The following is an 11,332-nucleotide window of genomic DNA, read 5'->3' as shown; positions in this document are numbered from 1 at the left end:
CCATTTTCCGGGGCCGCCCGTCAACATCTGGACATGGGCCCGGGGCTGCGTGGCCGCAAAGCCACGCAGGAAATTTCTGTTCCGGTCAGTCCTGGGCTTGCGCCGCGCGCCAGGCGTGCGGGTCCTTCAGGAACGACTCGACCTCGCCCAGCACGCCGGCATGCTTGGCCGGGGCCTCGGCCAGAACCTCCCACCAGGTGCACAGGTGGTGCAGCGAAACACCGTGATCGCCCAGCGTCTTGATGGTCTCGGGAAAGATGCCATAGTAGAAGATCACTGCCGTATGCGCGCAGGTCGCGCCGGTCTCGCGGATCGCATCCACAAAGGACAGCTTGCTGCCACCATCGGTGGTCAGATCCTCGACCAGCAGCACCCGCTCGCCCTCGGTCATCGCGCCCTCGATCCGGGCGTTGCGGCCATAGCCCTTGGGTTTCTTGCGCACATAGGTCATCGGCAGTGCCATGCGTTCGGCCACCAGCGCGGCAAAGGGAATCCCCGCCGTCTCGCCGCCCGCGATGTTGTCAAAGGCTTCGAACCCGGCATTGCGCATCACCGTGACGGTCAGGAAATCCATCAAGGTGCTGCGGATGCGCGGATAGGAAATCAGCTTGCGGCAATCGATATAGACCGGCGACAACTGCCCCGAGGCCAGCTTGAACGGCTCGTCCTGCATGAAGTTCACGGCCTCGATCTCCCACAACATGCGGGCGGTCAGGCGGGCCATTTCTTCGGCGGTGGGGTAGGTCGAGGGGATCATGACAACTTCCTTTGTGTTCCAGGGCCCATGTTTCTTTGTGCTTCAAATATCCCGGGGGGGGGCCGCGCAGCGGCGGGGGCAGAGCCCCCATAAGGTCCCCTCAGCCGACGCGCCAGTGCAGCGGCATCATCGGATCGAAAACCGTGACCGGGCCATCGCCGGTCTCGATCTTGGCCGGGTAGGTCACCGGATCGCCTTTGGTCAGGGTCAGCGTCGCCTCATTCGGCGCCAGACCGTAGAACGCGGGGCCATGCAGGGATGCAAACCCTTCAAGCCGGTCAAGCGCGCCTTCCTGTTCGAAGACTTCTGCCAGGATCGACATGGTGTTCGTCGCGGTGAAACAACCCGCGCAGCCGCAGGCGTTTTCCTTCAGCGGGTCGATATGCGGCGCGCTGTCGGTGCCCAGGAAAAATGTCGCATCGCCGCTGGTGGCCGCTTCGCGCAGGGCCAGGCGGTGCTCTTCGCGCTTGGCCACGGGCAGGCAGTAATAATGCGGTTTGATCCCGCCCACCAGAATGGCGTTGCGGTTGATCACAAGGTGATGCGTGGTGATCGTCGCGCCCAGGTCCTTGCCGCCCGAGCGCGCGTAATCGACGCCCTGGCGCGTGGTGATATGCTCCATCACCACTTTCAGCCCCGGCGTCGCCCGGCGCACCGGGTCCAGCACGCGGTCGATGAACACCGCCTCGCGGTCAAAGATGTCGATATCGCTGTCGACCACTTCGCCGTGCACGCACAGCGGAATGCCCGCCTGCGCCATCGCCTCCAAAGTGCCGCGCACCTTGTCGAAATCCTTGACGCCCGAGGCCGAGTTCGTCGTGGCCCCCGCCGGGTACAGTTTCACGGCGGTGATGATGCCGGCCTGATGCGCTGCGACCACGTCGGCCGGGTCGGTTTGCTCGGTCAGGTACAGCGTCATCAGCGGTGTGAAATCCGCGCCTTCGGGCAGGGCCGCAAGGATGCGGTCGCGATAGGCGCTGGCCTGCGCGCCGGTCACCACGGGCGGCACAAGGTTGGGCATGATGATGGCGCGGCCAAAGTGGCGGGCGCTTTCGGGGGCGATACCTGCCAGCATTGCGCCATCGCGCAGGTGCAGGTGCCAGTCGTCGGGGCGGCGGATCACGAGATTTTTCATGGCTTGCCCGTTAGCACGCGGCGCGGCTCTGTACCAGAGGGCGCAGGCGCGTTACCGTTGTGGAAACGAACCGGGGGCCGTGATGATCCTGACCTTGATCCTTGCCGCGCTGGCAGGTTGGGCTGCGCGCCCGGCCGAGCCGCGCATCACCGAAATCCTGCTGTCGGCGCTGGGGCGCGAGGGGCTGCCCGATGCCATCGACCGCCGGGTGGCGGCGCTGCTGGTCACCTTGCTGGGCGCCGCGCTGGTGCTTTGGCTGCTTGATGCGCCGGGCCGTCCGGTGATCTTCGTGATCGGGGCGATCCTGGGGTATTTTCAGCAAGATATCCGCGATCGGCTGACCAACCGCCAGGGCTGAGCGCCAGTCGCTGGCGTCAGGGCTGGTCGTCCTCGGCCTCAAGCTCGGCCAGGCGGCGACGGAATCGCGGGGCGTGCATCCGGCTGACCACGTTCGAACACAGCATCCGCGCCAGTTCCTTGCGATCATCCGCATCCAGCCGTGCCAGCAGCTTGCGCAGGTAGGGCGGGTGGTCGCGCCGCGCCCGCATCATCTGGGCAAAGCTGCGGGTGTCCAGCCGGTCCTCGGCCACCGCCTGCACGATTGAAGGCAGCAGGTCCAGCGCCATCAGATCGCTCTGCAGCGCACCGCCCATGAAGGGCAGGCGCAGCCGCGTGACATTGCGCTTTTCAAACAGGGCCGAATGCATGGCATCCAGCCGTTCGCGCGGATCATACAGCACATAGGCCTGCTGGGCGGCGTCGATCATGTCGGGCGCATAGCCATAGCGCGAGGTAAAGTTCAGCCGCCGCAACTCGGTAAAGCGGTCGTCCCATTCGGTCACCCGCGGGTCCAGCGTGGCCTGCGGTTGCAGCATCAGAACCCGCGCGCCAGGGGAGGCGACCGAATAGGCCCCCGCCGCATAGCCGCAAGGCCCGGCGCCGTAAAAGATCACGTTTTCAAAGTCGTCAAAGAACCCGTCGTCCTGCAGGTGGTCGAAAAAGGCAAAGATCCGCGGATCGCGGAACCAGGTGTCGCGGTGCGCCAGCACCGACAGCGACGACCAGCCAAGCGAGCCGGTCATTTCAAAACCAAAGGGCGTGCGGCTGGGCGACAGCGCCTCGATCCCCGGCATGGTTTCGAAATTGACCAAAAGCGTGTCGCCGTCTTCGACAAAGATCGCCGCATGGGCCGCGCCCAGCGGTTCGGCAAAGCCGGTGTCATTGCCGATCTTGCGAAGGGCGCTTAGCCATTCGGTGCGCGAAAGCCCTGAAAAATCGGGCGGAAAGGAACTCTTTGACTGCGACATGATCTCTGCACGACCCTCTTTTCCGGGAATGGATTGACCCGGTTTGATGGAAACAATGGCCCGTCAATCGGGCTAAATTGTGCCAAATACGCGGAAATTCTAGGGGAAAGGCCCTGCGGGCGGCCCCCTTGCTCAGGTCTTGTCCTGATTGTCCGGATCGCGCAGCGCCTGTTTGGTCAGGAACCGCGCCGCCGCAGGGGTGATCGGGCGCGCCGGGGGTGTCATCAAAAGCCGGGCAAACAGGGCGCGATAGGGTTCCTGCGCCATGAGGCTGTCAAAGCGCGCCTGGCGCCAGCGCAGCGCCGCAGCGTGAAGGTCCTGCAGCACCGCGTCATCGGCCAGATCGGCGCGGTGTTGCGCCGTGGCCTGGTCCAGCGCAAGGATGCTTTTGTCCTCGTCCACGCACCAGTTGCGCTCGGTCCAGTAGTCCATGCCCAGCAGTTGATCGGAATGCACCGCGCGCCCGCGATCGACCTTGAGAAGGTAGCTTTCCATCGCGCCAAGCGGATAGTGGTTCAGCTGCGCCAGCCCGTACATCGGCCGCCCGTAGTTCGAAAAGATCCGTCTGGTCAGGAAATCGGCGCCAAGCGGGGCGCCGTTGCCATCGACCCAGCGGGCCTGGTCCAGACGCGCCTTGTCAGGGCTGCGGGGACGGTGGACGCCCAGTTTGGCATAGGTGCCATCGTTGCGATACAGCGTCTTGAACATGGCGGCGCGCCAGGGCCAGTGCATGATTTCGGGTGCGGCGCGGGTGAATTGCTGGGGGATCGGGCGATCCTCAAAGCGGGTGACGCCGCAATTGCCGAACAATCGCCAGGTCAGGGTGATGGCGGTCGCGCCGGGCAGGGCGGCGATCAGGTCGGGCAGGGTGCGCGCCCCGACATGGACATTGACGAATTCGTCGATGTCCAGCGCCAGAAGCCAGTCGGCCTGTTGCACGGCGGGCGCCCGGTCCGCGAGCTTCAGCCCGCTGAACTGGATGCCGCCCTTGTCGTGCGGGCCATCGTTGCGGATATGGGTGACCAGCCCGCGCTGCGCCAGCCGGTCCAGCATCAAATCGGTGCCATCCTGGCAATCGTTCGACAGGGCGACCACATGGCTGACGCCGCAGGCCAGGTGATGCGCCAGCCAGTCCAGCACAAAGGCGCCTTCGTTGCGCACACACAGGACGGCGGTGATCTTCATCGCGGGCCTACCAGTCGCGGCGGAAGGTGACGACCTTGCCTTCGGAGCCTTTGGGGAAATAGGTGAGGCCGCCCGCATGCATGGCGTCAAAGACCGCCCGCACCCCGGCAGGGCCGATCCATTGCGGGTGCAGTTCAATGATCGCCGCGCGCAGGCCCGACCAGTCGCCGCTGGGCAACAAGGTCGCCTCGGCGCCCTCGATGTCGCAGACCAGAACGCTGGGCTTTTCGGCCTCCAGCACCTCGCAAATGCCATGCTGCGGCACCTGGGCGGTTTCGACGATATCCGCGACATCGACGTCGCCATCCATCGACGAGGCCAGAAAGTTGCGGCGGATGTGAAACGGCAGGGGATCACCGGCGCGCGGCATCAGCAGGGCATTGCGCAGATCGACATTGGTGACGTCATTGGCCGCGTGCACCGACCGGATATAGGGGATCAGGGCCGGGTTTGCCTCGTACGTCACGACGCGCTGAACCTTTTTGACCGACGCCAGCAGGGTCGACATGTAGCCGATGCCGCCCCCCAGTTCCAGAACCGTATCGCCGGGGCGCACGATGCGCATCACCGCCTCGCATTCCTTGCGTTCATAGGTGTCGGATTTCAGCGCCCCGCGCACCCGGCCGGTGGTCAGCTGGGGATGCTTGGGGATCTTCATGCCGCGCGACATGATGAACGGGTTGCGGGGTTTGTCAGTCACCTGATCCATCGGTCAACTATCCATATCCAGCGTCAGCGCATAGGCGACGCGTTCGGTTTCGGTCAGGCGCAGGTCCAGGGCCTGCTGGTACAGCTCCTGGAACTCGGGCATGCGGTGCAATTCGTCCGCCTTGGCGCGGTGCCAGTCCAGCCCGCGCTGGTGCAGCTGGCGCAGGGGCGCGTCCTGCAACAGGCGGTCCATTTCCGCGCGCACCCGCGGGATGTTGCGTTTGATCGTGACGTCGCGGTTGCCGCCCCAATCCATGCGGATCCAGTAGTTCAGCCCGATCGAGCGGTCGACATGCAGCGCGCGCCCGCGCTGGCGCTTGATCAGAAAGCTTTCGGCGCTGCGCAGGGCATAGTGGTTCAGCTGGATCAGGTCATAGCCGATCGACTGCTTGGAACTGCGCCAGCCGTTCCTGATCGCCTCGGCGGTCATGTCCTGGCCCGATCCGTTGACCCATTTCACCTGTCCTTCGCTGCCCTTGGTCAGCTTGTTGGGGCGGTGACAGGACAATTTCTGATAGGCGCCGATATTGCGGAACATGGATTTGAAGCCCCAGACCGTATGCGGTTTGGGGCAGTATTTCGGGGCGCAGCTGTCGAACTGGTCGATCACCAGATCGTCTGACAGGCGCGTGACGCCGTTGTGCCCGAACAGCCGCCAGGTCATGGCGACATTGGTGGCGCCGGGAACGCGTTGCAGGAAATCGTCCAGCGTGCCGTTGCCGCAGCGCACGTTGATGAATTCGTCGACGTCGATATGGATCAGCCAGTCGGCGGCCTTGACCAGCGGTTCATCCAGCGCCGCGTCCAGCGCGAATTGCTGGGGCGACTTGCCGGTCCAGTGCGAATTGTCGCGATGCTGCAGGACGCCCATGTCCTGCAAGCGGTCCAGCAGCGCATCGGTGCCGTCGTCGCAATCGTTGGTGTAGATCAGGAAACTGTCGACGCCGATGGCGCGGTGATAAGCGATCCATTCAAGGATATAGGGCGCCTCGTTCTTCATGCAGCCGACGATGACGCGGCCGGTGCTGCCGCCGGGCAGGGCGCGCGGCGCGGCGGGGGTATAGGCGGCGGCCAGCTGTTCTTCGTCGATCTGGCCCAGGCGGTTGTGCGGCGCAAAGATCGAGCTGCGGATATGGGCAAAGCTTTGCTTGGCGCGGGGGGGCAGCAGGCTGCGCGCGGCGGGCGACAGGATGTCGTCGATCCGTGCGGTTTCGACCGGGTCCGGGGCCTGCGCCGCGCGTGCCTGTTTGGTCGCCTGTTTCAGCCGCCAGTCCATCGCCGCCAGGTATTGCGTGGCGCGAAAGCCGAACAGCGGATCGGCCTCGGTCCAGGGCGGGCAGGGGGCGTCGGGCTTTAGGTGCTTCATCGCCAGGCCGGGATGGGCCTTGCTCAGGTCCTGCAGATCCTTGCGGAACCGGTCCGAGACGGCGGCCAGGCTGCCGGGCGCGATGGCCGGGCCCTGGACCTTGATGTCGCCCAGCAGCTTGCGCCAAAGCGGGCGCGGCAGGATCATGTCGCGCCGGTCCAGCAGCCGCAGCAGCGTGTCGTTGAACTGCCGGCAGCGCGCCATCCAGGCGGCGGGCGGCAGGTCGGGCATCGGTTCGGCCTCGGCCTTGCCGATGCGTTTGTCGATGGCGAAACTTTCGCGGATTTCCTCGGTGCCCTTGTCGGAATATAGCCGCTCCAGATCGAGGCTGCGCAGCTGCACCGTGCCGAACACATCGGCCCAGGCGTCGTGCAGGCCCTTGAAGTCCAGCCAGAAATTGGCGCCCTGCACTTCGGCGAACCGGCCCGAGGGCGGGTCGATGTCGGGCCGGGTGGCCAGGGCGGCGGCGCGAAAATCGGCGGCGTCCAGCAATCCCAGCTCCAGGTCCAGCGGGGCGCTGCGGCCCTCGAACAGCTGCCCGGCATAGCGCCGCACCAGCATGCGCGCCGGATCGTCCAGGTGGGCGACCACCGTGATGTCAGGGCAAATCGGCGCCAGCAGGTCGCGCAGGCGGATCAGTTCGCCGCGCTCGGTCAGACCGCTGCCGAACTGATGGCAGGACAGGATCAGCGTCTCGGCCTCGCTGGCGGCGGCCTCGTCCTTCAGGGCGCGCATCACGTCGGCGCGCAGCGCCGCCTGCTTTTCCGGATCGGTAAAGCCGCGGTTGAAGCGCAGGCTGTCGACGTTGCCCGGTTCGCTGACCGCCATGAACAGCCGGGTGTGGTTGCGCGCGCCGGGGCTGCGCGGATACAGCACGCCCTTGCGCGCCAGCTGTCCGCGCTTGGCATCCAGGATGCGCTGCATCCGGTCGCTGTGCGGGCCGTCCGGGCCGATGTGCAGGAATATCCGTTTCATGCGGCCCCCTGTGCCGGATCGTCGGGCCGTGCCGGGTTGTCCCGGTTGACATTGGCGCGGCCCCACCAGGGCAGGTCCAGGCCGATATGGGCGGCCAGCCGGTCGCGCGCATCGGGCGCGGCCACCGGCAGTTCCAGATAGCGCGGATCGCCGCCGAACAGATCGCGCAGCATGTCGTAATGCCCCTCGATCCAGCGGATGCGTTGGCTGTCGGTCTGCCCAAAGCCGCGCGGCAGGCCCGGCAGGGTGCCCGAGGGCAGGCGATCCTTGCCCAGGTTGTTCCAGCGCCGCATGCTGTCCGACAGCTCTTCGGCCGGGCGCCAGGTGGCGACGAACAGCACATCGCGCCGCGCCATCCGCATCGCCTTGAGCAGTGCGTAATCGCATTGCGGCCACAGCGACACATCCGCCTTGAGCACGCTGATTTCCGTCAGCGCGTCATAGATGTCAAGGAATTCAAAGGGATCGCCGCTGTTGAAATAGCCGTTATAGATCTGGCGCGCAACAAAGGTGCCGCCCAGCAGCGGATCCTTGGTGTGCACCCGGCGCACCTTGTGATCGGCGGCGCACCAGCCGCCACGGGTCAAGGCCTCGGCCAGGGTCGTGGTGCCGGATTTCGGCAGTCCCAGGTTGACCAGCTTGACCCGGCTCATGTCACCAACCCCAGTTCTTGCATCAGCGCGTATTCGGCGGGCGGTTCGGTCGGCAGGCTGCGCAGATGCGCGTGCATCTCGGCATAGGCTGGCTGCGCCATCAGCGCATCGCGCTTGGCCAGGTGCAGCGCGACGCAGTCCGCGTGCAGGGCGGCGATTTCGGGGTCCTGTTTCATTTGCGCCAGCGCGGCGTTCAACGCCGGCAGATAGCGCCGGATGCTGGTGTCTTCCCAGGCTGGATCGTTGCGTTCGCGCCAGTAGGTATCGTCAAAGGCGCGGTTCTCGCGGTTGACGTCGCCGCGGTCGTTCTTGACCAGATAGCTGTCAAGGGACCGCAAGGCATAGTGGTTCAGCGTCGCAAAGCGCCGTGCGCCATGGGCCGGGAACTTGCGGATGCGGCGCGGATTGGCCGCCACCAGGTATTTGTGCGACACCCGCCGCCCCGATCCATCGGTCCAGACCGGCAGCTCGGCCTTGGGCAGGTCGTCGCGAAAGAACGGCCGGTGCGCGCCGAAATAGCGCAGCGGGAAATCCTGGCGCATCAGCGATTTCACCTCGATCGCGGTCTGATCGCACCACAGGTCGGGATTGTGCGACCGGGTGAACTGTTCGATCACCGGCCGGTCCCGGAAACCGTCGATCCCGCAATTGGCAAAGAACTGAAAGGTCACGCTGATCGCCTGCGGATTGCCGCAGGCCCTGATCAGCGCGGGAATGGTGTGGTTGCCGACATGGATGTTCAGAAACTCGTCCACATCCGCGATCCAGACCCAATCGGCGGTCTTGACGATCTTCTGGCGCGCCGCATCCTTCAGCGCCTCCATCTGGTAATTGCGGCCCTGCGCCGGGTTGGGCAGGTGCACCAGCCCGCCGCGCGCCGCCAGCGCATCCAGAAGCCGGTCGGTGCCATCGCTGCAATCGTTCGAGTAAAACAGGAAATCGGTCACGCCCAAGAGGCGGTTGAAGGCGATCCATTCCAACAGGAACGGGCCTTCGTTCTTGACACAGGTCACGGCGGTTATGCGCATTGCGGCGCTCCCGCGGGTTGCAAGGACATCACTGCTCGTCCCGATCCGTCGCTTTTGTCCGGGCCTTGGGCCCGTGGTTGATTATGACATCAAACATCGCATCCGGTGAACAGGGCGTCAACTTTCCAACGAAAAACCGGCGTCACCTGCGACTTTGGCGCTATTGACCGCCCCGGGGATGGCAGGCACTTCCTTGGGACAAGGAGGCCCTGCCATGCAAATACCCAACAGTATCGACGAGGTTCAGAAGGTTCTGGGCGACACAGGCTATGTCTGCGGACGCGCTCTGGCGACGGTGGTCTTCCTGTCGCTGCGCCTTGGCCGCCCGCTGTTCCTCGAGGGCGAGGCCGGCGTCGGCAAGACCGAGATCGCCAAGGCGCTGGCGCTGTGCCTGGGCCGCCGCCTGATCCGGCTGCAATGCTACGAGGGGCTTGATGCCTCCTCGGCGGTCTATGAATGGAACTTCCCGGCGCAGATGATCGCCATCCGCACCGCCGAGGCGCAGGGCAACGCCGACCGCGACCTGCTGAACCGCGAACTCTTTGGCCCCGATTTCCTGATCGAACGCCCGCTGCTGCAGGCCATGCGCCCGGATGAAAACGGCGCGCCGATCCTGCTGATCGACGAGCTTGACCGCACCGACGAACCGTTCGAGGCCTTCCTGCTCGAAGCCTTGTCGGATTTTCAGGTCACCATCCCGGAAATCGGCACCATCAAGGCGCCCGAACCGCCCATCGTCATCCTGACCTCGAACCGCACGCGCGAAGTGCACGACGCGCTTAAACGCCGGTGCCTGTACCACTGGGTCGACTACCCGGACTTTGCGCGCGAGGTCGAAATCCTCAACACCCGCGCCCCCGAACTGGCCGAAACCCTGTCGAAACAGATCGTCGCCTTTGTGCAATCCCTGCGCACCGAGGACGTCTTCAAGAAACCCGGCGTCGCCGAAACCATCGATTGGGCGAAATGCCTGCTGGCGCTGGACGTGATCGACCTGTCGCCCGAAGTGATCAGCGACACCCTGGGCGCGATCCTGAAATACCAGGACGACATCCAGAAAATCCAGGGCTCCGAAGCCAAGCGCATCCTGGACGAGGTGAAATCCTCGCTTGATGCGGCTTGACCTGCCGCAGGCACGGCCCGACCGGGGCCTTGGCGATGCCGGGGCCGATGCGGCGGCTGAGCGGGGTGCAAGAATGAAGCGCCGAGAGTTCCTTGCGTCAATCGGATTTGGTGCCCTGGTCCCGGCAGCTGCCCTTGCGCAGCCGGTCGGGACCAGCGCCTGGACCTTGTTCGACCGAATTAAGCCATCCACCAGCACCATGGCCTACAGCCGCGATGGCCGCCTGATCGCAACCGGCACCGGCGGCATCATCCGCATCTGGATCGCGCAGACAGGCGAGCAGATCCAGGAGATCGTGTACAACGAGACCCCGGCCGAGGATGTCGATGCGCTGGCCTTTCATCCCGATGGCAGGCAGCTTCTGGGCGGCGGAACGGGGCCCAAGCACAGAAATCTGAGGCTTTGGGAAATCGAAACGGGCCAGGAGCTGCGCCGCTACGAAGGGCTTGGCATCGGGCCACTGTCGATTGCGTACAATGCCGATGCCAGCCGGATCGTCGCGGGTGGCAATGACAATACCGTCCGGGTCTGGGACGCGCTGACGGGCAGGCAGATCATGGCCCATGGGGCCAAAGGGCCGATGCATTTCGCCTGCTTTTTGGGGGACGGCAGCCGCGTGCTGGCTGCCGGGCTGGACCTTTTCGTGCGGATTTACGATGCCGAAACCGGGCTGCCGACAAGGACGCTGGCCCCCACGGGCGCGCGGTATCGTTGCGGCGCGCTCAGCCCCGACGGGCAGCTTCTGGCGCTTGGCGGCACCAGGGGCGCGGCCTATCTGTTCGATCTGGACAGCGGCGCAGTGCTGCAGCGGTTGGTCACGGGCTCGGGGTCCGTCCGGGCCTTGGCCTTCACGCCCGATGGCGCGCGGCTTTTGACCGGTGACAGCGGAAGTGATCGCAGCGCAGTGGAATTGTGGGATGTTGCCAGCGGCAAACGGCTTTGGGTGCAGGAACAAAAGATTTCCTTTGGCATGGGCGGGGTGTCAACTCTGGCGCTGAATCCTTTGGGAGACAGTTTCGCGGTCTCGATTTTTCCCGAGGGCGTGCAGATCTGGCCCACGCCGGAGGCGGCGCAATGATGCGCGCCCTGCAGGGC

At 65.2% G+C, this 11,332-nt stretch carries 11 protein-coding genes; 3 read left to right on the top strand and 8 right to left on the bottom strand.

Features of this window, described 5'->3' with window-relative positions; all coding sequences use genetic code 11:
* Window positions 1-85: 85 nt before the first annotated feature.
* Together QF118_RS14180 and pyrC are read right to left on the bottom strand one after the other, a co-directional pair.
* On the bottom strand, window positions 86-757 hold the full coding sequence (locus tag QF118_RS14180; protein WP_282299698.1) for an orotate phosphoribosyltransferase: 672 nt from the start codon (window positions 755-757) through the stop codon (window positions 86-88).
* Window positions 758-857: 100 nt separating this feature from the next.
* Window positions 858-1,892 (bottom strand): dihydroorotase, encoded by a 1,035-nt coding sequence (gene pyrC / locus QF118_RS14175; RefSeq protein WP_282299697.1) that lies wholly within the window; start codon window positions 1,890-1,892, stop codon window positions 858-860.
* Between the two features lie 82 nt (window positions 1,893-1,974).
* Between pyrC and QF118_RS14170 the strand changes: the two genes are divergently transcribed.
* On the top strand, window positions 1,975-2,250 hold the full coding sequence (locus QF118_RS14170) for a hypothetical protein (protein WP_282299696.1): 276 nt from the start codon (window positions 1,975-1,977) through the stop codon (window positions 2,248-2,250).
* A gap of 16 nt (window positions 2,251-2,266) precedes the next feature.
* Here QF118_RS14170 and QF118_RS14165 read toward each other — a convergent pair whose 3' ends face one another.
* From QF118_RS14165 to QF118_RS14140, 6 genes are all read right to left on the bottom strand, one after another.
* Window positions 2,267-3,199 carry a phosphoadenosine phosphosulfate reductase gene (locus tag QF118_RS14165; RefSeq protein ID WP_282299695.1) on the bottom strand — a complete coding sequence of 311 codons (933 nt, stop codon included), beginning with the start codon at window positions 3,197-3,199 and terminating at the stop codon, window positions 2,267-2,269.
* 132 nt (window positions 3,200-3,331) lie between these two features.
* Complete coding sequence (locus QF118_RS14160) at window positions 3,332-4,384, bottom strand: glycosyltransferase family 2 protein (protein WP_282299694.1); 1,053 nt, start codon at window positions 4,382-4,384, stop codon at window positions 3,332-3,334.
* 7 nt (window positions 4,385-4,391) lie between these two features.
* The gene (locus QF118_RS14155; RefSeq protein WP_282299693.1) at window positions 4,392-5,093 is read right to left on the bottom strand and encodes an FkbM family methyltransferase; all 702 of its coding nucleotides are present in this window, start codon (window positions 5,091-5,093) and stop codon (window positions 4,392-4,394) included.
* 3 nt (window positions 5,094-5,096) lie between these two features.
* A complete protein-coding gene (locus QF118_RS14150; RefSeq protein WP_282299692.1) occupies window positions 5,097-7,433 on the bottom strand; it encodes a glycosyltransferase family 2 protein in 2,337 nt (778 codons plus the stop codon).
* The gene (locus tag QF118_RS14145; RefSeq protein ID WP_282299691.1) at window positions 7,430-8,086 is read right to left on the bottom strand and encodes a hypothetical protein; all 657 of its coding nucleotides are present in this window, start codon (window positions 8,084-8,086) and stop codon (window positions 7,430-7,432) included. Before QF118_RS14145 ends, QF118_RS14150 begins: the two co-directional genes overlap by 4 nt.
* Window positions 8,083-9,114, bottom strand: coding sequence for a glycosyltransferase family 2 protein (locus QF118_RS14140; protein ID WP_282299690.1), 1,032 nt, complete (start codon window positions 9,112-9,114; stop codon window positions 8,083-8,085). The genes QF118_RS14145 and QF118_RS14140 overlap by 4 nt, the downstream gene beginning before the upstream one ends.
* A gap of 214 nt (window positions 9,115-9,328) precedes the next feature.
* Between QF118_RS14140 and QF118_RS14135 the strand changes: the two genes are divergently transcribed.
* Both QF118_RS14135 and QF118_RS14130 read left to right on the top strand, forming a co-directional pair.
* Window positions 9,329-10,237: an AAA family ATPase gene (locus QF118_RS14135; protein ID WP_282299689.1), complete on the top strand. Its 909-nt coding sequence runs from the start codon at window positions 9,329-9,331 to the stop codon at window positions 10,235-10,237.
* Window positions 10,227-11,315 carry a WD40 repeat domain-containing protein gene (locus QF118_RS14130; protein WP_394357097.1) on the top strand — a complete coding sequence of 363 codons (1,089 nt, stop codon included), beginning with the start codon at window positions 10,227-10,229 and terminating at the stop codon, window positions 11,313-11,315. The genes QF118_RS14135 and QF118_RS14130 overlap by 11 nt, the downstream gene beginning before the upstream one ends.
* Window positions 11,316-11,332 lie beyond the last annotated feature (17 nt).

Source organism: Tropicibacter oceani, assembly GCF_029958925.1.
Classification (GTDB): Bacteria; Pseudomonadota; Alphaproteobacteria; order Rhodobacterales; family Rhodobacteraceae; genus Pacificoceanicola; species Pacificoceanicola oceani.
The sequence above is the reverse complement of the archived record's forward strand: the minus strand, read 5'-3'. Positions and strand labels throughout refer to the sequence as shown.

What these genes read in the sequence shown, in the direction of transcription:
- QF118_RS14160 (WP_282299694.1), bottom strand. Translation starts at nt 4,384, where the DNA reads ATGAAGATCACCGCCGTCCTGTGTGTGCGCAACGAAGGCGCCTTTGTG.
- QF118_RS14170 (WP_282299696.1), top strand. Translation starts at nt 1,975, where the DNA reads ATGATCCTGACCTTGATCCTTGCCGCGCTGGCAGGTTGGGCTGCGCGC.
- QF118_RS14130 (WP_394357097.1), top strand. Translation starts at nt 10,227, where the DNA reads ATGCGGCTTGACCTGCCGCAGGCACGGCCCGACCGGGGCCTTGGCGAT.
- QF118_RS14180 (WP_282299698.1), bottom strand. Translation starts at nt 757, where the DNA reads ATGATCCCCTCGACCTACCCCACCGCCGAAGAAATGGCCCGCCTGACC.
- QF118_RS14145 (WP_282299691.1), bottom strand. Translation starts at nt 8,086, where the DNA reads ATGAGCCGGGTCAAGCTGGTCAACCTGGGACTGCCGAAATCCGGCACC.
- pyrC (WP_282299697.1), bottom strand. Translation starts at nt 1,892, where the DNA reads ATGAAAAATCTCGTGATCCGCCGCCCCGACGACTGGCACCTGCACCTG.
- QF118_RS14150 (WP_282299692.1), bottom strand. Translation starts at nt 7,433, where the DNA reads ATGAAACGGATATTCCTGCACATCGGCCCGGACGGCCCGCACAGCGAC.
- QF118_RS14165 (WP_282299695.1), bottom strand. Translation starts at nt 3,199, where the DNA reads ATGTCGCAGTCAAAGAGTTCCTTTCCGCCCGATTTTTCAGGGCTTTCG.
- QF118_RS14135 (WP_282299689.1), top strand. Translation starts at nt 9,329, where the DNA reads ATGCAAATACCCAACAGTATCGACGAGGTTCAGAAGGTTCTGGGCGAC.
- QF118_RS14155 (WP_282299693.1), bottom strand. Translation starts at nt 5,093, where the DNA reads ATGGATCAGGTGACTGACAAACCCCGCAACCCGTTCATCATGTCGCGC.
- QF118_RS14140 (WP_282299690.1), bottom strand. Translation starts at nt 9,114, where the DNA reads ATGCGCATAACCGCCGTGACCTGTGTCAAGAACGAAGGCCCGTTCCTG.